Here is a 21,812-nt window from a genome sequence, read left to right on the forward strand (position 1 = left end):
CCGATAACATCCAGGGTCACGATGGCCCTGGCGTAAACCCTTCGGGTTGTTTGCCCTGTAGCTCGTAGGCGAAGGCAATGATGTGAGCCACGGCCCGGTAGAGGCTCTCGGGAATTTCGTCGCCCAGCTCCAGGGTCACGAGAAGATTCACCAATTCTCGGTTATCGCACAGCGGTACCCCCTCAGCTTCGGCAATGGCCATGATCTCCCGCGCCACATCGCCCTGGCCCTTGGCGCTGACGTGGGGCGCGTGGGTGCCGTCATAAAACAGAGCCACCGCCTTTTCAATTTCATCCGGGGTGAACCCGTTGTCCCCGTTGGTTCGCCTGTTCATGTTGTGATGTCCACCAGTGAGTAGTGAATGTCGGTCATGGGCCTGGGTGGGGCGCCTGTGTGGCATTCCAGCTGGGTCACTTCGATGCCTTCTTTTTCCAGCCGCTGCTGCAGGTCGTTCAGGCGCGCGCGGATGGTGTTGGCGGTCTGCTCCTGTTCCGCCCACAGACGTGTCGCCACTTTCTGATCCCGTACCGTCACCTGAGCGTGCAGGGTGCCGGCATCCGGCAACTCAAAACTGAGCTGCACCTGCCACTGACGGATTTTTCCGCTGCGTTTTCCCGCTTCGTCTTTTTCCGGCTCCGGCTCTATTCTCAATAGTAACGGTTGAACCTCCTGTCCCAAACGCATGGGCACTTCCAGGGTCAGAGTCTGGGGCGCAGGGCCGGCGTCCGCCGGGGCAAACTGTTGGGTCAGGGCCTGGCTCTGCTGAACCTGAATCCGGGCCAGACTGTGCAGCGTCAGCTGATGGACCATCTGTAATAATTGGGTGCGCAGACTTCTGTCGGCGAGTTCGGGTGCCGGGCGCGCCGATACCTGCTCCAGCAGCGCACTCAGATTCAGTTCATTGCCGCGCATCAGTTCCGGTGTCTGACCGAGCCGGCTCAGCTCCGTTCGTACCTGATGCAGTACTTTCAACAGTGCGCCTTTCCAGTCCCCGTTCAGGACCCGTTGCGCCGCATCAGTGCCGCCACGCTCGGCTTGGGTCGACGCCACTCCGACTCCCGCTGCGTCGCGAGCCGCCGGGCGTAGGGCGGTCAGCAGTTTATTCTCCAGAAACACACCGCTCTCGCTCAATGCTTCGCGCAATGCGCCCGGTCGGGTCAATTGGCTGGGCTCCCGCAACTGCTGAGCGGCCTGCCTCAAAGCCTGTTGCAGGTTACTGGAGAACAACGTCCGTTGTTGCCGGATGTTGAGTAGCTGGTCCATGCGGACGAGTGGCGGGGAGAGGTCCGGGGCGTCCTTCATCGGGAGTGCCCGTCTCAGCGCCTCGCTGAGCAGCGCAGGTCCATCGCTTGCGCGGGGCGCGGATGCGCCGGTCTGGAGCCCGCCCGCCTCGGAGAGCGAGGTCGCTTTGGGAGCGGCGAGCTGCCACAAGCGGTTTTCGGCCAGATAGACGGCCACCTGCTGCCCGGGTTTGAGTGGCCGATCAGTATAGGTCACCACGTTCTGCTGTTGCACGTTGAGTCGGACCAGCTTGAGCTGGGCGGCATTGAGCAACTGCTGCTCGTCGGCCAGACGGGCGAGCTGTTGGGTCCGATTGGCGCTATCGGGTCGGCTCTGCCACTGCAGTAAGGTGTCCACCAGGCGGTTGATCAATTGCTGGCGCTGCTCGGCCGTGACCGGCGCGACCTGACGGACCTCCGCCGATACCGCTGAGGCGGGGGAGCGAGCCAGGGATTCGGTCAGCAGGCGCATCAGGCCGGATTCGCCTGCGGGACGCTCGCCGGAGGCGGGGCGCGTCAAGGGCAGAATCGGATTTGTCGGAGACAGCTTATCAACCATGTCGGGTCCAATCGGGCTTTTCATTGTGGGGAGCGATGCAACCCCGTTATAATCCGTCGCTCACCAGTATAGCGGCCAGCGGGCCGTTTTCGTATGGCGAACGGCGGCACTATTTTGGCGGAGCTCCTCCTGACATTAGAGAACCTGACCTGCGAGCGCGATGAGCGCCCCCTGTTCAGTGGTCTGACCGCCCAGCTGCACGCCGGAGAGCGGGTCCAGATCCTGGGCCCAAACGGTTCCGGCAAAACCACTCTACTGCGAACCCTGGCCGGTATAGGCGTTCCTGCCCAGGGGCGCATTGAATGGCGTGGCACCCCGGTATCCGCCTGTCGCTGGGCGTTCCGTCAGTCTCTGCTCTACATCGGCCACGCCCCGGGCATCAAGGCGGCGCTCACCCCCCTGGAAAACCTGGCCTGGTATCGGGCGCTCAGCGCCGGCAGCCAGCAGGGCGATATGGTGGCGGCTCTGGAGCGGGTCGGTCTGGCCGGTTACGAAGATATTCCCTGTTATCAGCTATCGGCCGGTCAGCTGCGTCGGGTGGCTCTGGCCCGCCTGTACCTGTCCCGGGCACCGCTTTGGATTCTGGATGAACCCTTTACCGCAATCGACCAGAAAGGGGTGGCGGATCTGGAGCAGCAGCTGCAGCACCACACCCGTGAAGGGGGCCTGGTGATTCTTACCTCCCACCAGGAGGTCCGGCTGCCGGAGCTGCGCCCGCTCAACCTGCTGGATTATCCGCCGCGTGTGGAAGAGGAGGTGGGCGATGAGTACTGAGGCGGGCAGTGCCTTTATTGCCACCCTGAAACGGGATCTCCTTCTGGCCGGTCGTCACCCTGGTGACTGGATCAATCCACTGGTCTTTTTCCTGATTGCGATCACCCTGGTGCCGCTCGGTGTCGGGCCGGAGTCAGAGTTGCTCGCCGTGCTGGCGCCGGGAATTCTGTGGGTCATGGCGCTGCTCGCGACCCTGCTGTCACTCGATGGCCTGTTTCGCTCTGACTTTGACGATGGCGCTCTGGAGCAGTGTCTGGTCAGCCCGTCATTGCTCTACCTGACGGTCCTCGCTAAAGTGTTGGCCCACTGGCTGGTCACCGGGTTGCCCCTGACGTTGATGTCACCGCTGCTCGGCTTGATGCTGGCACTGCCGGAGGGCGGTTATGGGGTGCTATGTCTGTCGCTGATGATTGGCACCATCACCATGAGCCTGATTGGCTCGGTCGGGGCGGCCCTGACCGTATCGCTGCGCCGTGGCGGATTGCTGCTGTCCCTGATCGTGATGCCGCTGTATGTTCCGGTGCTGATTTTCGGCGCCAGCGCCGTCAACGACGCCGCCCTGGGCAATCAGGTGGGGGTCGCCCTGGCCGTGTTGGGCACCTTTGGGGCCATGGCCGCCGTGCTGGCCCCGTTTGCGGCGGCAGCAGCCCTGCGCATCTGCGTCGACAGTTACTGATACAAGAATCTGAGGAGCACCACCGAATGGCTTCCTGGCAATGGTTTCACCGACTTGGCTCTCCCCGCTGGTTCTATGACAAGACCGGCGCCTGGCTGCCCTGGCTGACCGCCATTGCTCTGGTGTTGCTGGTGCTCGGCACCGTCTGGGGGCTGGCCTTTTCGCCTGAGGACTTCAAGCAGGGCAACAGCTACCGGATCATCTATATCCACGTGCCCGCCGCGTTTCTCGCGCTGGCGGGCTATTACGTGATGGCACTGTGCGGGGCGGTAGGGCTGATCTGGCGAATGAAGCTGGCTTTCATGGTGATGAAATCCGCCGCCCCCATCGGCGCAGCCCTGACCTTCGTCTCCCTGGTCACCGGCGCCATCTGGGGCAAACCCACCTGGGGCACCTGGTGGGCCTGGGATGCGCGCATTACCTCGATGTTGATACTGTTTTTCCTTTATCTGGGCATCATGGCGCTGCAGAGCGCCTTCATGAGCCGCGAGGCGGCGGATAAAGCCAGTGCCGTGCTGGCTCTGGTCGGCACCGTGAATATCCCGATCATCTACAAGTCCGTGGACTGGTGGTACACCCTGCATCAGCCCGCCACGCTCAAGTTGACGTCGGCGCCCACCATTCACGCCTCGATGTTGTACCCTCTGTTGACCATGATCCTGGCGTTTTACGTATTCTATGCGGTGGTGCTGCTGCGCTACACCCGCTATGAAATACTGCGCCGCGAGAGCCGTACCGGCTGGGTGCGAGAGCTGATTGCCCAAGAGGAGCGTCACTGATGAGTTTTTACTTTGACTCGTTTGCCGAATTTTTGCGAATGGGAGGGCACGGCCCCTACGTCTGGGTGTGTTATCTGATCACCTGGGGAACGCTCCTGTACCTGTTGCTGAGCCCGGGTATCCGCCGCAAGCGCTGGTTGCGCCGACAGGCGGCACTGCTTCGCCGCTCGGCGCGGTCAGCGGAGTAACCGGCGGCGGTGACGCCCCAATCCTGATACACTGCGGCTTCTTTCGGCCGCCTTCGTGAAGAGAAGTGAAGTAGCCTATGCATCCCGTCCGTCGACAACGTCTGTTCATGGTGCTTTTTGTGGTGGTGTTCTCCACCCTGGCAGTGGGTCTGATGGCTTACGCCTTGCGCGCCAATATCAATCTGTTTTACCCGCCCGGTCAGATCGTCTCCGGTGAGGCGCCGGTGGATACCCGGATCCGCGCCGGAGGCTGTGTGCGTCCGGGCAGCGTGCAGCGCTCCCAGAGTGGCGATCTTGAGACCCGCTTCGACCTGACCGATGGCGTGGTGGACTTCACCGTGACCTATGGCGGTATCCTGCCGGATCTGTTCGCCGAGGGAGAAGCGGCGGTGGTCAACGGGACGCTGGGAGCGGATGGCGTTTTCCGGGCCACGGAAGTACTGGCCAAACACGATGAAGAATACATGCCCCCGGAAGTCGCCGACGCAATGTCGGCGGCCGGCGGCGATCATGACGAAGGCTGTGGAGTGATGGTTTATGGTCCCTGAGATTGGACATTTTGCGCTGATTCTGGCGCTGGCCTTCAGTCTCGCTCTGGCCACGGTTCCCCTTGCGGGCTCGCTGACCGGCAATCAGCTGCTGATGCACACCAGCCGCTCCCTGGCTACCGGTCTGTTCTTTTTTGTCGCCGTGTCGTTCGTCTGTCTGACGATCGCCTTTGTTCAGGATGATTTTTCCGTGTCCTACGTGGCCGGGCACTCCAACTCCCTGATGCCGGTGTACTACAAGATCAGCGCTGTCTGGGGCGGGCACGAGGGTTCACTGCTGCTTTGGGTGTTGATGCTGTCCGGCTGGACGCTCGCCATTGCACACCTGAGCAAAAGCCTGCCTCTGAGCCTGCGCGCCCAGGTTCTGGCGGTGATGGGTTTTGTGGCAATCGGCTTTTTACTGTTCATGCTGCTGACCTCGAATCCGTTTGACCGGCTGCTGCCGCTGCCGCCGGAGGAGGGCAGTGATCTGAATCCGCTGCTCCAGGACTTCGGGCTGATTGTGCATCCACCGGTGCTGTACATGGGGTACGTGGGGTTTGCAGTCAGCTTCGCCTTTGCTATCGCCGCACTGATCAGCGGCCGGATGGATGCGGCCTGGACCCGTTGGGCCCGCCCCTGGACCAATACCGCCTGGGCTTTTCTGACCCTGGGAATCGCCCTGGGGAGTTGGTGGGCTTACTACGAGCTCGGCTGGGGAGGCTGGTGGTTTTGGGATCCGGTTGAAAACGCTTCTTTCCTGCCCTGGCTGGTGGGTACCGCGTTGATTCACTCCATGGCGGTAACCGAGAAACGAGGGTTGTTCAAAAGCTGGACCCTGTTGCTGGCCATTTTTACCTTTGCTTTGAGCTTGCTGGGCACCTTTCTGGTTCGCTCAGGAGTGCTGACGTCGGTGCATGCTTTCGCGAATGATCCGGAGCGGGGTGTGTTCATTCTGATGTTCCTGTTGCTCGTGGTCGGCGGCTCATTGACCCTATATGCACTCCGGGCACCGGTGGTACACACCACAACGCGGTTCACGGCAACCGCGCGGGAAACGTTCCTGTTGGCCAATAATATCCTGCTGGTGAGCATCATGATCAGTGTGCTACTGGGCACGCTGTATCCGCTGATTGCCGATGCCCTGGGCTGGGGCAAGATTTCCGTGGGGCCGCCGTACTTCAACGTGTTTTTTGTCCCGCTGATGGGCTTGGTGTGCCTGCTTATGGCACCGGGCGTTTCCAGTAACTGGAAGCGGACCACCTGGCAACAATTGCGTCAGCTTCTGTGGAAGCCTCTGACCATCAGTGTGGCGGGCGGTGCGCTGTTTCCCGCCCTGTATGGTGACCAGTATTCCTGGCAGGCCGGCCTGGCGGTGTTTTTCGCGCTGTGGATCGTCACCGCCGGCATCTCGGATTTGAGCTACCGGCTGCGTCACAGCGAACGCTGGTGGACCGGCCTGAGAAAGCTGACCTTGAGTTATTGGGGCATGCAGCTGGCGCACGCCGGTATCGCGGTCACTACGATCGGTGTCTGTCTGAATACCGTGTACACCGAGCAGCGGGATGTCCGCATGGCGCCCGGCGAGTCAGTGCGCACAAGCCACTATGAATTTGTGCTCGAGAGTGTTGAGCGGGTCCGTGGGCCCAACTATCTGGCGGATGAAGCCCGTATCCGCGTTTCCAAAGACGGTGAGTACCTGTTTCAGATGACGCCCCAGAAGCGACGCTATCTGGCCGGCGGTAACCTGATGACAGAGGTGGCCCTGGACCCGGGACTGTTCCGGGACCTTTACGTCGCCATGGGTGAGCCGCTGGAGAATGGTGCCTGGGCCATGCGGGTGCACATCAAACCGTTCGTACGCTGGATCTGGCTCGGGGCGATTTTCATGGCCCTCGGTGGGGGGCTGGCTGTGGCCGATAAGCGCTACCGCCGGCTGGCCCAGAAGGAAGCCGATAGTCACGCGCCTACCCTGGGAGGCGAGGTCACCGAATGAATCGTCTGAAGCTGTTTATCCCGCTGATGATTTTTGCAGTACTCGCGGTGCTGTTCTGGCGCGGGCTGAGCCTTGATCCAACCGAAATGCCGTCCAGCCGAATAGGCGATCCGATGCCCGCGTTCAATCTGCCCACGGTACGGGATGCCGATGCGCAGATTACCGAGCAGACCTTCAAGGGTGAGGTGAGTCTGGTCAATGTCTGGGCCACCTGGTGCGCCGCCTGTCGGATCGAGCACCCGTTTCTGGTGCGGTTGGCCGAGCAGGGAATGCCGATTTATGGCATCAACTATAAAGACGATGTAGAAGAGGCCAAGCGCTGGTTGGCGCAGTTACATGATCCTTATCGTCTGAGTGTGGTCGATCAGGACGGTCGTCTCGGGGTGGATCTGGGCGTGTTTGGGGCGCCTGAGACCTATGTGGTCGATAAGCAGGGCGTGATCCGTCATCGCCATGTTGGGATTATCGACCAGCGTGTGTGGGATGAGGAGCTTGGGCCCTTGGTGGAGCGGTTGCAGGTCGAGTAGGGCGGATAAGCCGTAGGCGCATCCGCCGTAACCCAACCCAAAACCCAGCCGAACCGAACTTCTTGGCGGTTTATTGTCTTTGCCTGATCTCATTGGCAGCGCTTTGCGCTGCGCGGACCGGACGGGAAAGATTCGCCTCATCCTGAGGCTCACCCTTCGGGCGGCTTCGCCGTCCCAATTTGTTCCCGACAAATTGGTCGACCCCGCGGGTTCGAGCCCCGTCCGCGGCGTACCACGGCAGTTTCTTACAGGCACAAAAAAGCCCCAACTTGTGGGGCTCTTTCTTAATATGGCGGACCGGACGGGACTCGAACCCGCGACCTCCGGCGTGACAGGCCGGCATTCTAACCAACTGAACTACCGGTCCAACGGTAGCGTGAACGGATGTGGTGGGTGGTACAGGAGTCGAACCTGTGACCTACGCCTTGTAAGGGCGCCGCTCTACCAACTGAGCTAACCACCCCCGTTCAGGAGCTGCGTATTCTAATGAAACGAGGGCTCAGGTCAATTCCTTTTTGGCATTTTTTTCAAAAAACTTTCTCTGGCGAATTTATTCGGGTTTCTCGCCACCTGAGAGAGGGGCTTGTTATACTCTTCGCTCTCGAATCAGCAAAGGGGGCGTTTGCCTTGAGGTCATTGGTGCGGACTTGGTGGTTTATGGGGTGGCTGTTGGTGCTGCCCTGGTCGGCAGCGCAGGGCGCCGTGGATATCCGTGAATTTGACAGCGAGACGGACCGGCAACGGTACCAGAGCTTTATTGATGAGCTTCGCTGCCCCAAGTGTCAGAACCAGAATCTGGCGGGATCTGATTCTCCGATTGCCAAGGACCTGCGTGATCAGGTCTACCGGATGATCAAAGAAGGGCGCGCCGACAAGGAAATCACCGATTTCCTTGTCGAGCGCTACGGCGACTACGTACTTTACCGCCCCCCACTGAAAGCGGCCACGCTGGCGCTCTGGCTCGGGCCGGTAGTGGTGTTGTTGCTCGGTATCATCATCCTTATCTGGGTAGTGCGTCAGCGACGCAGCAGCGGGCTGGCCCCGACCGAGACGGCCAAAAACCTCACTGATGCCGAACGCTCCGAGCTGGACCGGCTGTTGAATTCTTCCGACGACGAGAATCCCGAACGATGATGACTCCTTTGTGGTGGGTCATGGCCCTGATGGTGGTCGTGGCTCTGGCGTTTTTTCTTTGGCCCATGCGACGCAAGGCGACCGGTTCCCACCTTGAACAGGTGCGCCGGCGCTACCTGGAAACCAATGTGGCGCTGTTTCGCAAGTACCTGGCGGAGCTTGAGGCCGACCGGGATGCCGGGCGCATCAATCAGGAAACTTTCGAGCAACTGAAACTGGAGCAGGAGCGAGCCCTGCTGCAGGAGGAGCGCGAGCTGGCCAGCAGTAAGCCGGTTCGCGGGCGGGCGCTGCCCGGCGGTCGCGTGCTGGTGATTGTGGCGGCGGCATCCATGGTAGGCAGTCTGGTGTTTTATGAGTGGCGCGGTGCCAGCGAAGATGTGTTTCTGGCAGATCTTCAGGCGAATAAGGCTCGTCTTGATCGGGAAGAGCGGATGAGCGACCAGCGGGTCGATCCCAGCCGGACCTGGGAGCTGGTGGAGCACATTCAGGCCCGCCTGAAAAAAGAACCGGACTCCACTCAATATCTGTTCCTGCTGGCGCACTATTCCCGCGAACTGGGCCACTACGACCAGGCGGTGGACGCCTACGAGCGGATACTTGCGCTCGAACCCGGCTCCGCGCGTATTCGTGCCGAATTGGCGGAAACCCTGTTCATCCGGGACGACAATCGGATTGGCGAGCGCGCCCAGACCCTGATCGAAGAAGCGCTGGCCGCCGACCCCCAGGAGACCACGGCGCTGGGGCTGGCGGGTATCAATGCCTTTGGTCAGCGCAACTTTCAGGACGCGATTGATTACTGGCAGCGCGCACTGGAGGTAATGAATCCGCAATCCGGCAACGCCATGGCGTTTCAGAGAGGGATTGACCGGGCCCGTCAGGCGCTAGGGGAGTCCGGTGAACCCCAGACAGCCGACGCCTCGGAGGGCAAGGTCAGCGTCACGGTTGAAGTGTCGCTTAGCGAGCAGGTCCAGTACGACGGTGACGAAACAGTGTTCGTTTACGCCCGTGCCTGGGATGGATCACCCATGCCCCTTGCCATTCAAAGGGTGGCGGCGAGTCAATTGCCATTATCCATTACTTTGGATGAAACTATGGCCATGTCACCGGCGGCCTCACTGGCCACAGTGGAGCAGGTAGAACTGGTCGCACGGCTATCGCCCAGTGGGGACGCTGTGCCTCAGGCCGGCGACTGGGAGGGGCGTATGGGTCCGGTTGACCTGGAGAACCGCTCTGAGCCCCTGACCCTGGTCATTGACGAGCCCATCGCCGAATAGCACAAATCCGTGTAGAATCCTCGCTTTTGCTGAGCGCTCCGAAGCCCGAGTCTTTGGAGCGCTAAAATTCTAATGATTTCAATGGGCTAGGCGACGGCAATCCGGGCGCCGAACGTCGAAACAGAGTGATAGGGACCTATGCGCCTCAAGTGTATCAAGCTGGTCGGTTTTAAATCCTTCGTCGACGCGACCACGGTCAACTTTCCCAGCAACCTGTGCGCGGTCGTGGGCCCCAACGGCTGCGGCAAGTCCAACATCATTGACGCCGTCCGCTGGGTAATGGGGGAGTCCTCCGCCAAAAACCTGCGCGGCGAAGCCATGACCGACGTCATTTTCAACGGTTCCAACGCCCGCAAGCCGGTGGGTCAGGCGTCCATCGAGCTGGTGTTTGATAACTCGGACAAAACCGTGCAGGGCGAATACGCCGCGTTCAACGAAATTTCCATCAAGCGGAAGGTCACCCGCGAAGCCCAGAACTTCTACTACTTGAACGGCACCAAGTGCCGCCGTCGGGATATTACCGACATCTTCCTCGGCACCGGCCTCGGCCCGCGCAGCTATGCCATCATCGAGCAGGGCATGATCTCACGCCTGATTGAGGCCAAGCCCGAAGAGCTGCGGGTGTATATCGAGGAAGCGGCGGGCATCTCCAAGTACAAGGAGCGGCGCCGTGACACCGAAAACCGCATGCGCCGCACCCAGGAAAACCTGGAGCGCCTGACCGACATTCGTGATGAGCTGGAGCGTCAGCTCAGCCGCCTGCAGCGCCAGGCACAGGCCGCGGAGAAGTACACCGAATACAAGAAAGAAGAACGCCAGCTCAAAGCCCAGTTACAGGCCCTTAAGTACCGAAACCTGGACGATCAGGCCAAGGCAAAGCAGACCGGTATCCGCGACCTGGAGCTGCGCATGGAGTCTTTCGTCACCGATCAGGTGAACAAGGATACCCAGATCGAGAAGTGTCGCAGCCAGTACACCGAACTTCAGGATAAATTCAATGAAGTTCAGGGCCGGTACTATGCCATTGGCGCGGACATTGCCCGCATTGAACAGACCATCCAGCACGCCCAGGAGCGCAGCCGCCAATTACAGACCGACCTGGAGCAGACCGAGCGGGACAGCCGCGAAGCGGAAGACAGCCTGCAGTTTGACCGGGAGAAAGCCGAGGGCTGGGAAGCCGAGCTGATGGAAATAGAGCCGGAGCTGGAACTGGTTCGGGCCGCCGAGGAGTCCTCCGGGGACGCTTTGCAGGAGTCGGAAGAGGCCATGCAGCGCTGGCAGACCGAATGGGATACCTTCAACCAGCGTGCCGCCGAGCCCCGCCAGCGGGCGGAAGTTCAGCAGTCCCGGATTCAGCATCTGGAACAGGTTCAGCAGCGCCTGCTGCAACGGATCGAGAAGCTCAAGGAGGAGAAATCCAACCTTCAGTTGGGCTCCGACGATGAAGAAATCGAACAGCTGAACGAACAGTTGGCCGAACTGGACCTGGTGGTCGAAGAAAAACGCGGTCGCAGCGAAGCGTTGGGCGAGGAACTGGAAACCCGCCGGGAAGACAACAACCGCCTGGCGGACGAGCTGGATCAGGCGCGCAGCAAGCTACAGAGCCTGCGCGGCCGCCACGCCTCCCTGGAAGCCCTGCAACAGGCCGCCCTGGGTGAGAAGAGCGAGGCCGTCGCCGACTGGCTGGCCGAGCAGCAACTGACCGACCAGCCGCGCGTGGCGGAAACCCTGACCGTGTCCGACGGCTGGGACAAGGCGGTCGAGACTGCCCTGGGCAATAGTCTGCAGGCCGTCTGCGTGGACGGTTTTGATGCGGTAGCCAATACCCTCGCGGGACTCAGCCAGGGTGAACTGGTATTGATGGATACGGCCCGCCGGCCGGGCGCCGTCACCGGTGACAAGGCGGAGCGCCTGCTGGACAAGGTTCAGGCCGACTGGGATCTGAGTGAGTTGCTGCGCGGCGTCTACATCGCCGAAGACTTGCCCTCCGCCCTGGCGCTGCGCTCACAGCTGGAGGCCGGCGAGTCGGTGATTACCCGCGACGGCCTGTGGCTCGGTCCCCAGTGGCTGAAAGTGGCCCGGGACACCGACGCCAGCGACGGTGTGATTGCCCGCCGTCAGGAGCTTGAAGAGCTCGACGCCAGCATTGCGGAACTCGAGGAAACCGTTGCCCGTCTGGATGAGGCCCGCACCGAAGGCCGCGAGGCCGTGCAGACCCTCGAGCGCGAGCGGGAAAACCTGCGTCGGGAATCCGACGAGCAGAGCCGCCGCGCCGGTGAGTTGCGAGCCCAGTTGAGTGCCAAGCAGGCCCGTATCGAACAGATCAGCGTTCGCCGCGAGCGCACCGAAACCGAAATCCGGGAAGCCAGTGAACAACTGGACCAGGAGGGCGAACAGCTCGCCGAAGCCCGGATGATCCTCAGCGAAGCCATCGAATCCATGGAAATGGACACCGATGAGCGTGAGCGCCTGTTGCAGCAGCGGGATGAAATCCGCTCCGGTCTGGATCAGGCCCGGCAGAAGGCCCGGCACGATCGCGACAAGGCCCATGAAATGGCCATGCGCGCCCAGTCTCTGAAAACCCAGCTGGACAGCATTCGCTTGGGTATTACCCGCCTGCAGGAGCAGACCCAGCGGCTGCGCGAACGCAAAGAACAATTGCTGGAAGCACTCGGCGAAACGCGGGATCCCGCCGAGGAGCACCAGCTTGAGCTGGAAGCGAATCTGGACAAGCGCCTGGCGGTCGAAGGGGAGTTGAGCGAGGCTCGCCGCGCCCTTGAAGAGGTCGAACAGGAGCTGCGCACCGCCGAGCAGGCCCGGCACAAGGCTGAGCAGGAAGTTCAGGCGGTGCGGGCCCATCTGGAACAGGAGCGCCTGGCCGCCCAGACCTTTGAAGTGCAGCGGGCCGGGCTCGCCCAGCAACTGAAAGAAGATGAGTTTGACCTGGACACCTTGTTGGCGGACCTGTCCGAGGACGCCGAAGTGAAGCCCCTGGAGCAGGAGCTGGAACAGGTGGCCGGCCGCATTGCGCGCTTGGGCGCCATCAACCTGGCCGCCATCGACGAGTACCAGACCGAGTCAGAGCGCAAACAGTACCTGGACGCTCAGGATGAAGACTTGCGCGAAGCGCTGGAAACCCTGGAAAACGCGATCCGCAAAATCGACCGCGAGACCCGGACACGGTTCAAGGAGACCTTTGACGAGGTCAACAAGTCCCTCCAGGAGCTGTTCCCTAAAGTGTTCGGCGGCGGACACGCCTATCTGGAACTTACCGGCGAAGATTTACTCGATACCGGTATTGCCATCATGGCGCGGCCACCGGGCAAGCGGAACAGTACCATTCACCTGCTCTCCGGTGGGGAGAAGGCGCTGACGGCCATTGCCCTGGTATTCTCGATTTTCCGCCTGAATCCGGCACCATTCTGTATGCTGGACGAAGTGGACGCGCCGCTGGATGACGCCAACGTGGGCCGCTATGCCCGCATGGTGGAAGAGATGTCCCAGCACGTGCAATTCATTTATATTACCCACAACAAGATTGCCATGGAGATGGCGCACCAGTTGATGGGTGTTACCATGCACGAACCGGGCGTATCCCGCCTGGTTACTGTGGATGTGGACGAAGCCGCGGAACTGGCAGCGGTATAATGCGCCTCGGGCGAGCAGACAACGGAGTAACTGACGGTTAACGCTATGGGTGACTGGCTGACGATACTGATTATCCTCCTGATCCTCGGGATTCTGCTCGATGGCTGGCGGCGTATGCACAATGCCCGCAAAGACTCCCTGAAGGTTTCGCCCTCGGTACGCCGCTCAGCGGGGTCGAGCAAGGCGGCCGCCGACGACTATAGCGCCGAGCTTCCCAATGGCGGTGCGCGCGTGGTGGCCTATCGGGAGACGCCGGAGGATGAGCGTCCTTTCCATCACGCCCCCGTGGATGAAGTCGATGACGATCGGGACCTTGATGGTCAGGATTTTGATGATAGAGCGTTTGACGATCGCGAAGCGCTGCAGGAAGAGGACGGTGAGCTGGCCGAGGACGACGAAACCAACCTCGATGAGCAACTGGCCGAACTGGACAGCGAAGCGGCGGAAGCCGAGACTCGGCCGCCCGCCACCTCCAAGCTGACCTCTGAACGCCAGCGCCCGGAAACCCACCGGGGCATTCCGGAGCAGGTCACGCTGAATCTGGACGAATCGGTGCCCATTCTGATGGAAACCACCGGCGAAGATACCTTTGAGGACGATCCGGAGCGGATCGAGCCCACCTTGGGTGGAAACGCCGACAGCAGCGTATCCAGCGCCAGGGCGGCCAAGCCGGAACCCTCGAGCCCCGCCCGCAGTGAGGCTAAAAAGCCCGAAGCGCCGGTGGCAAAATCGCCCAAACCCGCGCCCGCAAAACCCGAGCCCCGGAAAGCCGAAAAAGCACCCTCTGACCGTCGCACAGCCAAACCGGAGGAGCCGCCGAAGGCGCCACCGCAGCCCGAAGAGGTGCTGATCGTGAACGTGATGGCGCCCACCGGTGAGCAATTCCGTGGGGACGCTCTGTTGGACTCGCTGGTGTCAGCGGGCCTGCGCTTTGGTGACATGAACATTTTCCATCGCTACGAAGGGGCCAAAGGTGGCGGCCCGATCCTGTTCAGCCTGGCCAATATGGTCAAGCCCGGCGTCTTTGATCTGGACACCATGGCGGACTTCACAACGCCCGGCGTCAGCCTGTTCATGACGCTACCGCTTGAAGAGCGGGTCGAGCTGGACAATGTGGAAGTGTTCGACGAAATGCTCGAAGCCGCCCGGGCCATTGCCCTGGAGCTGGGGGGCGAGCTCAAGGACGAAAACCGCAGCGTCATGACCCGGCAGACCCAGGAACACTGCCGCCAGCGCATCCACGAGTTCGAGCGCAAGCAGCTGTCCCGGATGCCGCACTAGGCGACCTGGGCACGAGCCCACGCTGAACCGTCTGACAATGAAGTAACCCGACTGCCAGGATAATTCCGTACATGGCCAAATCGACCTCTGCCATTCCGGCCGAGACCAGCGCCCGGGCGCAAACGCTCCGGGCCGAGATTCAGGAACACAACTACCGCTACTACGCGCTGGACGAGCCCCGGATTCCCGATGCGGCCTATGACCGGTTGATGCGCGAGTTGCAGGATCTGGAAGCCGAGTATCCCGAGTTGGTGACGCCGGACTCACCTACCCAGCGGGTTGGACAGACACCGCTGAGCGCCTTCGCCACGGTCACTCACGAACTGCCGATGCTCTCCCTCGATAACGCGTTCGGCGAGGACGACCTGATCGCCTTCGACCGGCGGGTCCGGGATCGGCTGCAGGACGACGCCACTATTGAATACGCCTGCGAGCCCAAGCTCGACGGCATTGCAGTGAGCCTGCTGTACCGCGATGGCCTCCTGGTGCGCGGCGCCACCCGGGGAGACGGCACCCAGGGCGAAGACATTACCCAGAATGTCCGCACCATCGACTCGATTCCCCTGAAACTGCGTGGCTCCGGGTACCCACGGGTGCTCGAGGTGCGCGGTGAAATTTACATGCCCAAAGCCGGCTTCGAAGCCTTGAACGAAAAGGCCCGGGAAAAGGGCGATAAATTGTTCGTCAATCCACGCAATGCGGCCGCTGGTAGCCTGCGGCAGTTGGACGCGCGCATTACCGCGACGCGCCCCCTGGAGATGTGTGCCTACAGCGTGGGTTATGTCGAAGATGGCGAGGTACCCGCCAAGCACTCGGAAACACTCGAGGCGTTCCGTGACTGGGGCCTCAAGATCAACCGTGAAATGCGGGTAGTGCAGGGCGCAGATGCCTGTATTGAGTACTACCAGCAATTGGGCGAACGGCGGGCGCAGCTGGATTACGACATCGACGGTATCGTGTTCAAGGTCAACCGCCGGGACCTGCAGGACGAGCTGGGCTTTGTGGCCCGCGCGCCGCGCTGGGCGATCGCCTATAAATTTCCCGCTCAGGAAGAAATGACCCAACTGCTCGACGTCGAGTTTCAGGTCGGGCGCACTGGCGCGGTCACTCCGGTGGCGCGGCTGGAACCGGTGTTCGTCGGCGGCGTCACCGTTTCCAACGCCACCCTGCACAACCGTGACGAAATCGAGCGACTGGGCGTCAAAATCGGTGATACCGTCATCGTGCGCCGCGCCGGGGATGTGATTCCGCAGATCGTCTCGGTGGTCACCGACCGCCGCCCCGACGATGCGCGTGAGATTGAATTTCCAGACCACTGTCCGGTGTGCGGCTCGCCGGTCGAACGGGTACCCGGCGAGGCCGTGGCCCGCTGCGACGGCGGCCTGATCTGTGCCGCCCAGCGTAAAGAGGCCATCAAGCACTTTGTCTCCCGCAAAGCACTGGACGTGGATGGTCTTGGCGACAAGCTGGTGGATCAGCTGGTGGAAAAAGGCCTGGTTAACGCGGTGGCCGATCTTTACCACCTGACCCGTGAAGACCTGACTGGGCTGGAACGCATGGGCGAGAAGTCCGCGGACAACCTGCTCAAAGCACTGGACAACAGCAAACAGACCACCCTGGCCAAGTTCATCTACGCCCTGGGTATCCGTGAAGTGGGGGAGGCCACCGCCCGCAATCTGGCCCAGTACTACGGCAGTCTGGATGCCCTGGCCCAAGCGGATGAAGAGCATCTGCAACAAGTGGACGATATCGGCCCTGTAGTAGGCCACTTCGTCGCCGAGTTCTTTGCCCAGCCCCACAACCGCGAGGCGGTAAAGGCTCTGCGCGACGCCGGCATTTCCTGGACGGAACAGGCGCCCATTGACCGTGGGTCCTTACCCCTAGCGGGGCTGACCTACGTCCTGACCGGATCGCTGGAATCCCTGACACGGGATGAGGCCAAGGAACGTCTGCAGGCCCTGGGTGCCAAAGTGGCGGGCAGTGTGTCGAAGAAAACCGATTACCTTGTCGCCGGCCCCGGGGCCGGCTCCAAGCTGAAAAAAGCCGAGGAGTTGGACGTGGATATAATGGACGAGGCCGGCCTGCTTGAGTTGTTGAACCAGTGGGAGCAGAACTGATGCGAGCGCTGAGTCTGATACTGTTGGCACTGACCACACTGGTTGGTTGCGCCTCCGCTCCGCCCAAGAGCAGCGACAACATCTGCGACGTCTTTGACGAAAAGCGAGGTTGGTACAAAGACGCCCGGCGCGCCGAGCGCCGTTGGGGCTCGGACATCCCGACGTTGATGGCCATGATGTACCAGGAATCAACCTTTCGCCCCAAGGCCAAGCCGCCGCGCACGAAAATCCTGTGGGTGATCCCGGGTCCGAGAAAGAGCAGCGCGTTTGGCTATGCGCAAGTAAAAGACGAGACCTGGAAAGAATACCAGCGCATGAGCGGTAATCACTGGGCCAGCCGCAGCTATTTTGCAGACGCGATTGATTTTGTCGGCTGGTACAATGCCCAGAGTAAAAAGCGGGTTGGCATCGACAAAAACGACGCCCGAAATCTGTACCTGGCGTACCACGAAGGTCACGGCGGCTATAAACGGCGAACCTTTGATCAGAAAGCCTGGCTGGTGGGTGTTGCCGGTAAAGTAGAGCAACGGGCTCGCCGATATCGCGAGCAATTGAAGTCCTGCGAAAGGCGTTTCAAAGGCCCTTGGTGGTGGCCGTTGCGGTGAGATAGTGTCGGATTACGTGCTGTGCGCTAACCCGACCTACGGAACTGCGAGTAGGTCGGGTTAGCAAAGCGTAACCCGACAAAAACATTGGTCAAGCAGTCGTGAAAAGGAGCGGCTATGGATCAAGAATCGATTGTGTATGGTTGCATCAAGGACATGGCGTATCTTCCCTCGGAAGGGCAACGCCTGCTGGTCAATCGCGACGCGATGTTGACGTTGCCACATGCGGACGATTGGCCGTTTTTGTCCCAGGAGATGTTTTCGATCCCGCAGGTGGAGGTCCGTCCAGGACACTACCAGACGGAGGTGATGCATTTCGGCGCATCCTATAAAGCCGTTGAGTATGAGTGGGATCAGTGGATCGCACAGTTTGAGGATTTACTGAGCAAGATGTATTGGGTTTCGGCCACGGTACACCTGGAGACGGAGTTGTGCGGCACGCATACGTTCACTTGGGAGTCCACGGCAAGCTACCACAAGCCGGGCTCAGGAGATATGCAGGTACGCTGCGAGTGGTCGCACGAGGGTGCTCTGGCGGTTTGAAGGCGACGATACGATAACTTTCGGTTTAACCCGAGAGCCCGGCGGCTACGGGGTATAGCCATTGGAGACCCGCCGTGAACCCATCCATGGGGGCTTCTCGTCGACATCCATGTCTCCGAGAGTCTCCAATGGCTATACCCCGCATCCGCCTCAGCACTGACGTAAGCGAGTTGGGTGCGGCACCGGGATCGCTACGACCGCACGGAGGCGGATGCAAGGTAAGGGGTTTCGGAACCGTCGCTTCAGGGAGAAGCGATGGAGCCCCATGGATGGGTTTATGCGTTTCCGAAACCCCTTGCCTTGTAGCCGCCGGACCTTCAGATTGGTGCGTAAGGGACTTAGTAGACCGTCGGACATATTGAATCAAAGAGAAAACCGCCCACTTCAAAAATCGATCAGAGGTAATCAATGACCAACGATACTCATCCCGAATTTCGGTTTCGTCGGCTGCGGCGGACGGGCGCGCTGCGGGACATGGTTCGGGAGACCCGGCTTGAGGTCAGTGACCTGATATTGCCGTTGTTTGTCGAAGAAGGCATTGATCAACCCGTCGAAATCGGCAGCATGCCCGGCGTGGTTCGCTACCCAGAAGCCCAGCTCGCCGACAAAGTCACCAGCGCCTGGAAAAAAGGCATTCGGGCGGTACTGCTGTTTGGCGTGTCCCGGCATAAAGACGCCGAAGGCTGCGACACATGGAACCCCGAAGGCCTGATGGCGCGGATGATCCGCACCGTCAAAGCCGCCCAGCCCGAGATGTGCGTCATCAGCGACAACTGCTTCTGCGAATATACCGATCACGGTCACTGCGGCGTCGTCCATGGGGACGATGTCGACAACGACGCGACCCTTAAAAACCTGCAGAAGCAGGTCGTGGTGGCGGCCAAGGCCGGGGTCGACATGATTGCCCCCTCCGGCATGCAGGACGGCATGATCGCCGCCATCCGTGCCGCACTGGATGCCTCCGGTTATGGCCATATCCCGGTGATGTCCTACTCCACCAAATTTGCGTCCGCCTTCTATGGTCCCTTCCGGGATGCCGTGGACAGCAACTTTAAAGGCACCCGGGCCAGCTACCAGATGGACCCCGCCAATCGTCGGGAAGCGCTGGCGGAATCCCTGCAGGATGAGGATGAAGGGGCGGACATTCTGATGGTCAAGCCGGGTATCGCCTATCTGGACGTGCTGGCGGACATTCGAGCGCATTCCGCTCGGCCGCTGGCGGTGTATCAGGTCAGTGGCGAGTACGCCATGATCAAGGCCGGCGCCGAGGCCGGAGTGATTGACGAACGGGCGGTTGCCATGGAAAGTCTGTTGGCGTTCAAGCGCGCTGGGGCCGACTTGATCATTACCTATTTTGCCGAAACCGTAGCCGACTGGCTGAACGAATCCTGAGGTAGTCATGAAAGCGATTTTTGCCCTGATGGGCGCCAGTGTCCTGATGATTGTGGTCGGCGTGTTGCTGATTCTGAATCAGCCTGAATCCGAACCAGAGGAGCCGGCCCGGGATATCGCGGTCATTCCCGCGCCTGCCGAGCGTGATTCTGAAATCCCCCAAATCGAGGTGAATGCCGAACCCGGCAGTGAGGCCTGGTGCGAGCAGATGATGAACGTCCCCAATGCCGACTGGTCGCGGGAGGATTCCCAGACCTTTGCCGACCAGTGTATTTACGATTAACTGCTGAATGTTCTTCACCGACGAACGTCCCCATTTCTTCAATCCGCTGACGGGAAAGTACCGTGAAGTGGTCGCGGAATGCCTGCGTCTGTTGTACCAACGGCTATACACCGATCTGCGGGATTATGGCGCAGGCCTGAATCGGGAAGGGCTGCTGGATATTTTCAAGGAAGCGATAGCCCGCACTCCGGTTCTGGACAGTCGCGACGAGCCCGGTGACAGCGAGGGGCGCTTCAAAACCCAACGGGAACTGGCCGGTTTTATTGTCAATCGACTGCTCGAAGCCGGCTGGCTGGAGCGTCGGGTAGATGATGCCAACCTGCAGAGCAGCTACGGCTTTTCCCGCATGGGACGGCTGTTTACTCAGCCCTTTGCAGCCAACCAGCACAATGACTTTCGCACCCGGCACCGTAACACCCGCAATACCCGCAACAGTCTCCAGGCCTTTCTGGATCGCGGCGAAGTCCACGACCTGCTGGATGCCTACGAATACTCCGAGCGGATCATCAGCGACTTCACCGATGTGATTGCAGAGCTGGAAGAACGTAAGCGGCAGTTGGTCCGCGATGTCGAAGCCCGGCAGTTGGTGCAACAGGCCAGCGATGAATTTTTCGACTTTATGGAAAAAGTCTTCAAACCCGATCTGGAAGTCCGGCTGTCCGCCGATAGCGTAGAGAAATACCGGGACCAGGTGGCCCGGATCATCAGCCGCATTCGGCGCAAACGCAAATACGGCGAAGGCGACCCCGAAACGGCCGAGAAAGACTGGCGCGCGGTGATGGAGTTGCGCCTGCGAGCACTCTTGCCGCAACGGGTGGTGCCGGGTAGCTCGCTACTGGAAACCCTGCTGCAGACCATCGAGACGCGACTGAAAAATGCCTGCGATGTGATGTTGCCGGCCCTGCGCAAGGCCCTGAATACGTTTACCCAGCGGGCCGATATCATCATCCGCCAGCTAAGCTATATTCATGCCCAGAGCGGTGACGGCGCCCTGGAGCTGTGTCAGTTGTTGGCGGCGCAACCTCGCGAGCGACAGGACGAACTGTTGCAGCGTCACGGAGAAGACTGGTCCGCACTGCACTTGCGCTATATCGACCCAGGCCAACTGGTGCTGCGTGAGCGACGCGCCCGGGCCCCCATTCGCAGTGACCTGGACGATGATCAGCCCCTGGACCGGGACGCGCAAAGACAACTGTATATTCAACAAGCTCTTGAGCAGGCGTTTTCGCTGCAGGGCAAGGACGTGCGTGCCTACGTACAACAGGCGCTGGACGAACAGGGCCAGGTCAGCAGCCGGTCGTTGACCGCGGTGAGTCTACCCGAGCTATTGAGCCTCGCGCGGGCCACCGAAGTGGGAGCGGCGGCCAACCTGTCCTCCGAGTTCGGTTTTCGGGTGCGTCAGGATGAGGCCTGGTTGGCGGAAAGTCCGCGCATTACCGAGGGTGATTTCTTCACCCACCGCGACGAATACATTATTGAACTGACCGAGGATGCCAATGAGCCCTCTGACCGATAGCCTAGAACGGGCCCTGGAGTCTCACAACCTGACGCTAAAGGAGTGGCGGGAGTTGATTCAGCGACTGCTGGATTACGGCGTATTGTGCCGAGACGACAGTCAGGTGGAAGCCGAGCTGTACGATCGCTTTGAGCGCATTGAAGCCCTGGTGGATGACTACCTCAGCCTGATGGGGGTTCGTCTGCAACACGATACGCGCTTTCAGTTTGTCCGCCTGATCCCGCCCGGTGCGAGAGTGCCCGGCATTGAAGATGAAAGTGACGAGCCGTTTAACGGCGGTTTTCGCACCCGCCTGAATCAGGCGGAAATCGCCCTCGTGCTGATTTTACGCGCCGAGTATGACAAGGCGGTGCGCGATGGTGTGATTGACGAACAGGGCTGCGCGACCCTGTCACTGGAAGCGGTGGCGCTGGCGAGTAAGAACCTCCTGCAACGCAGCCTGCCCGAAGCCATGGCGGAGCGCCGTCAGCTGTTCCGCCGGTTGCGTCAGTTGCGGCTGATTCACTACGCCCAGGAGGCGGATCTGGAGCAGACCGATAGCTGGATCAAGGTGCGGCCTTTGATTGTGAACCTGGTGAACAACGAGTGGCTGGATAATTTGCGGCATGACATTGAAGCCGAAGCGCCGACCGCGGAGGTGTCCGGCGAGGCCGAACCGGAAGGCGCATCGATATTTTCCGGGGAGCGGTGATGGCGGCCGAGGTGGGTTACGG

Annotated in this window: 20 protein-coding genes and 2 tRNA genes; 18 read left to right on the forward strand and 4 right to left on the reverse strand. The window is 60.8% G+C overall.

Features of this window, described 5'->3' with window-relative positions; all coding sequences use genetic code 11:
- Positions 1-16: 16 nt before the first annotated feature.
- Both EDC38_RS03540 and fliK read right to left on the reverse strand, forming a co-directional pair.
- On the reverse strand, positions 17-334 hold the full coding sequence (locus EDC38_RS03540) for an EscU/YscU/HrcU family type III secretion system export apparatus switch protein (RefSeq protein ID WP_123637343.1): 318 nt from the start codon (positions 332-334) through the stop codon (positions 17-19).
- Positions 331-1,839, reverse strand: a complete 1,509-nt coding sequence (gene fliK, locus EDC38_RS03545; protein ID WP_170162842.1) for a flagellar hook-length control protein FliK — start codon at positions 1,837-1,839, stop codon at positions 331-333. The genes EDC38_RS03540 and fliK overlap by 4 nt, the downstream gene beginning before the upstream one ends.
- Before the next feature lie 93 nt (positions 1,840-1,932).
- Here fliK and ccmA point away from each other — a divergent pair, with 93 nt between their 5' ends.
- The 7 genes from ccmA to EDC38_RS03580 all read left to right on the forward strand — a co-directional run bounded on the left by ccmA (position 1,933) and on the right by EDC38_RS03580 (position 7,306).
- On the forward strand, positions 1,933-2,613 hold the full coding sequence (ccmA, locus tag EDC38_RS03550; protein ID WP_123637345.1) for a cytochrome c biogenesis heme-transporting ATPase CcmA: 681 nt from the start codon (positions 1,933-1,935) through the stop codon (positions 2,611-2,613).
- Positions 2,603-3,289, forward strand: coding sequence for a heme exporter protein CcmB (ccmB, locus tag EDC38_RS03555; protein WP_123637346.1), 687 nt, complete (start codon positions 2,603-2,605; stop codon positions 3,287-3,289). The genes ccmA and ccmB overlap by 11 nt, the downstream gene beginning before the upstream one ends.
- A gap of 26 nt (positions 3,290-3,315) precedes the next feature.
- Positions 3,316-4,068, forward strand: coding sequence for a heme ABC transporter permease (locus EDC38_RS03560; RefSeq protein ID WP_024460140.1), 753 nt, complete (start codon positions 3,316-3,318; stop codon positions 4,066-4,068).
- Positions 4,068-4,256, forward strand: coding sequence for a heme exporter protein CcmD (gene ccmD, locus EDC38_RS03565; protein ID WP_024460141.1), 189 nt, complete (start codon positions 4,068-4,070; stop codon positions 4,254-4,256). Before EDC38_RS03560 ends, ccmD begins: the two co-directional genes overlap by 1 nt.
- Positions 4,257-4,333: 77 nt before the next feature.
- The gene (gene ccmE / locus EDC38_RS03570) at positions 4,334-4,804 is read left to right on the forward strand and encodes a cytochrome c maturation protein CcmE (protein ID WP_024460142.1); all 471 of its coding nucleotides are present in this window, start codon (positions 4,334-4,336) and stop codon (positions 4,802-4,804) included.
- A complete protein-coding gene (locus tag EDC38_RS03575) occupies positions 4,794-6,779 on the forward strand; it encodes a heme lyase CcmF/NrfE family subunit (RefSeq protein ID WP_024460143.1) in 1,986 nt (661 codons plus the stop codon). The genes ccmE and EDC38_RS03575 overlap by 11 nt, the downstream gene beginning before the upstream one ends.
- Positions 6,776-7,306, forward strand: coding sequence for a DsbE family thiol:disulfide interchange protein (locus EDC38_RS03580; protein ID WP_123637347.1), 531 nt, complete (start codon positions 6,776-6,778; stop codon positions 7,304-7,306). Before EDC38_RS03575 ends, EDC38_RS03580 begins: the two co-directional genes overlap by 4 nt.
- 290 nt (positions 7,307-7,596) lie before the next feature.
- Here EDC38_RS03580 and EDC38_RS03585 read toward each other — a convergent pair.
- Positions 7,597-7,673 (reverse strand) — tRNA-Asp (locus EDC38_RS03585).
- Positions 7,674-7,693: 20 nt separating this feature from the next.
- Positions 7,694-7,769, reverse strand: a tRNA-Val gene (locus EDC38_RS03590).
- 194 nt (positions 7,770-7,963) lie between these two features.
- On the opposite strand from EDC38_RS03590, the gene EDC38_RS03595 reads away from it, so the two are divergent.
- From EDC38_RS03595 to EDC38_RS03645, 11 genes are all read left to right on the forward strand, one after another.
- Complete coding sequence (locus tag EDC38_RS03595; protein WP_123637348.1) at positions 7,964-8,440, forward strand: cytochrome c-type biogenesis protein; 477 nt, start codon at positions 7,964-7,966, stop codon at positions 8,438-8,440.
- A complete protein-coding gene (ccmI, locus tag EDC38_RS03600; protein ID WP_123637349.1) occupies positions 8,437-9,714 on the forward strand; it encodes a c-type cytochrome biogenesis protein CcmI in 1,278 nt (425 codons plus the stop codon). The genes EDC38_RS03595 and ccmI overlap by 4 nt, the downstream gene beginning before the upstream one ends.
- 138 nt (positions 9,715-9,852) lie before the next feature.
- Positions 9,853-13,362, forward strand: a complete 3,510-nt coding sequence (gene smc / locus EDC38_RS03605) for a chromosome segregation protein SMC (RefSeq protein WP_123637350.1) — start codon at positions 9,853-9,855, stop codon at positions 13,360-13,362.
- A 45-nt stretch (positions 13,363-13,407) separates the two neighbouring features.
- A complete protein-coding gene (zipA, locus tag EDC38_RS03610) occupies positions 13,408-14,643 on the forward strand; it encodes a cell division protein ZipA (protein WP_024460148.1) in 1,236 nt (411 codons plus the stop codon).
- 71 nt (positions 14,644-14,714) lie between these two features.
- The gene (gene ligA / locus EDC38_RS03615) at positions 14,715-16,760 is read left to right on the forward strand and encodes an NAD-dependent DNA ligase LigA (protein ID WP_123637351.1); all 2,046 of its coding nucleotides are present in this window, start codon (positions 14,715-14,717) and stop codon (positions 16,758-16,760) included.
- The gene (locus tag EDC38_RS03620) at positions 16,760-17,365 is read left to right on the forward strand and encodes a transglycosylase SLT domain-containing protein (protein ID WP_123637352.1); all 606 of its coding nucleotides are present in this window, start codon (positions 16,760-16,762) and stop codon (positions 17,363-17,365) included. The genes ligA and EDC38_RS03620 overlap by 1 nt, the downstream gene beginning before the upstream one ends.
- A 117-nt stretch (positions 17,366-17,482) precedes the next feature.
- Positions 17,483-17,908: a hypothetical protein gene (locus tag EDC38_RS03625; RefSeq protein WP_024460151.1), complete on the forward strand. Its 426-nt coding sequence runs from the start codon at positions 17,483-17,485 to the stop codon at positions 17,906-17,908.
- Between the two features lie 408 nt (positions 17,909-18,316).
- Positions 18,317-19,300, forward strand: a complete 984-nt coding sequence (hemB, locus tag EDC38_RS03630) for a porphobilinogen synthase (RefSeq protein WP_024460152.1) — start codon at positions 18,317-18,319, stop codon at positions 19,298-19,300.
- A gap of 7 nt (positions 19,301-19,307) precedes the next feature.
- On the forward strand, positions 19,308-19,583 hold the full coding sequence (locus tag EDC38_RS03635; RefSeq protein WP_123637353.1) for a DUF3012 domain-containing protein: 276 nt from the start codon (positions 19,308-19,310) through the stop codon (positions 19,581-19,583).
- Between the two features lie 7 nt (positions 19,584-19,590).
- Complete coding sequence (locus tag EDC38_RS03640) at positions 19,591-21,099, forward strand: Wadjet anti-phage system protein JetA family protein (RefSeq protein WP_123637354.1); 1,509 nt, start codon at positions 19,591-19,593, stop codon at positions 21,097-21,099.
- Positions 21,080-21,790, forward strand: coding sequence for a DUF4194 domain-containing protein (locus EDC38_RS03645; protein ID WP_123637355.1), 711 nt, complete (start codon positions 21,080-21,082; stop codon positions 21,788-21,790). Before EDC38_RS03640 ends, EDC38_RS03645 begins: the two co-directional genes overlap by 20 nt.
- Positions 21,791-21,812 lie beyond the last annotated feature (22 nt).

Origin of the sequence: Marinimicrobium koreense (genome assembly GCF_003762925.1) — a bacterium.
GTDB classification, from domain to species: Bacteria; Pseudomonadota; Gammaproteobacteria; order Pseudomonadales; family Cellvibrionaceae; genus Marinimicrobium; species Marinimicrobium koreense.

Excerpts from the sequence above, each read along its gene's own strand:
- EDC38_RS03540 (WP_123637343.1), bottom strand. The coding sequence starts at position 334 with ATGAACAGGCGAACCAACGGGGACAACGGGTTCACCCCGGATGAAATT.
- fliK (WP_170162842.1), bottom strand. The coding sequence starts at position 1,839 with ATGGTTGATAAGCTGTCTCCGACAAATCCGATTCTGCCCTTGACGCGC.
- ccmA (WP_123637345.1), top strand. The coding sequence starts at position 1,933 with ATGGCGAACGGCGGCACTATTTTGGCGGAGCTCCTCCTGACATTAGAG.
- ccmB (WP_123637346.1), top strand. The coding sequence starts at position 2,603 with ATGAGTACTGAGGCGGGCAGTGCCTTTATTGCCACCCTGAAACGGGAT.
- EDC38_RS03560 (WP_024460140.1), top strand. The coding sequence starts at position 3,316 with ATGGCTTCCTGGCAATGGTTTCACCGACTTGGCTCTCCCCGCTGGTTC.
- ccmD (WP_024460141.1), top strand. The coding sequence starts at position 4,068 with ATGAGTTTTTACTTTGACTCGTTTGCCGAATTTTTGCGAATGGGAGGG.
- ccmE (WP_024460142.1), top strand. The coding sequence starts at position 4,334 with ATGCATCCCGTCCGTCGACAACGTCTGTTCATGGTGCTTTTTGTGGTG.
- EDC38_RS03575 (WP_024460143.1), top strand. The coding sequence starts at position 4,794 with ATGGTCCCTGAGATTGGACATTTTGCGCTGATTCTGGCGCTGGCCTTC.
- EDC38_RS03580 (WP_123637347.1), top strand. The coding sequence starts at position 6,776 with ATGAATCGTCTGAAGCTGTTTATCCCGCTGATGATTTTTGCAGTACTC.
- EDC38_RS03595 (WP_123637348.1), top strand. The coding sequence starts at position 7,964 with ATGGGGTGGCTGTTGGTGCTGCCCTGGTCGGCAGCGCAGGGCGCCGTG.
- ccmI (WP_123637349.1), top strand. The coding sequence starts at position 8,437 with ATGATGACTCCTTTGTGGTGGGTCATGGCCCTGATGGTGGTCGTGGCT.
- smc (WP_123637350.1), top strand. The coding sequence starts at position 9,853 with ATGCGCCTCAAGTGTATCAAGCTGGTCGGTTTTAAATCCTTCGTCGAC.
- zipA (WP_024460148.1), top strand. The coding sequence starts at position 13,408 with ATGGGTGACTGGCTGACGATACTGATTATCCTCCTGATCCTCGGGATT.
- ligA (WP_123637351.1), top strand. The coding sequence starts at position 14,715 with ATGGCCAAATCGACCTCTGCCATTCCGGCCGAGACCAGCGCCCGGGCG.
- EDC38_RS03620 (WP_123637352.1), top strand. The coding sequence starts at position 16,760 with ATGCGAGCGCTGAGTCTGATACTGTTGGCACTGACCACACTGGTTGGT.
- EDC38_RS03625 (WP_024460151.1), top strand. The coding sequence starts at position 17,483 with ATGGATCAAGAATCGATTGTGTATGGTTGCATCAAGGACATGGCGTAT.
- hemB (WP_024460152.1), top strand. The coding sequence starts at position 18,317 with ATGACCAACGATACTCATCCCGAATTTCGGTTTCGTCGGCTGCGGCGG.
- EDC38_RS03635 (WP_123637353.1), top strand. The coding sequence starts at position 19,308 with ATGAAAGCGATTTTTGCCCTGATGGGCGCCAGTGTCCTGATGATTGTG.
- EDC38_RS03640 (WP_123637354.1), top strand. The coding sequence starts at position 19,591 with ATGTTCTTCACCGACGAACGTCCCCATTTCTTCAATCCGCTGACGGGA.
- EDC38_RS03645 (WP_123637355.1), top strand. The coding sequence starts at position 21,080 with ATGAGCCCTCTGACCGATAGCCTAGAACGGGCCCTGGAGTCTCACAAC.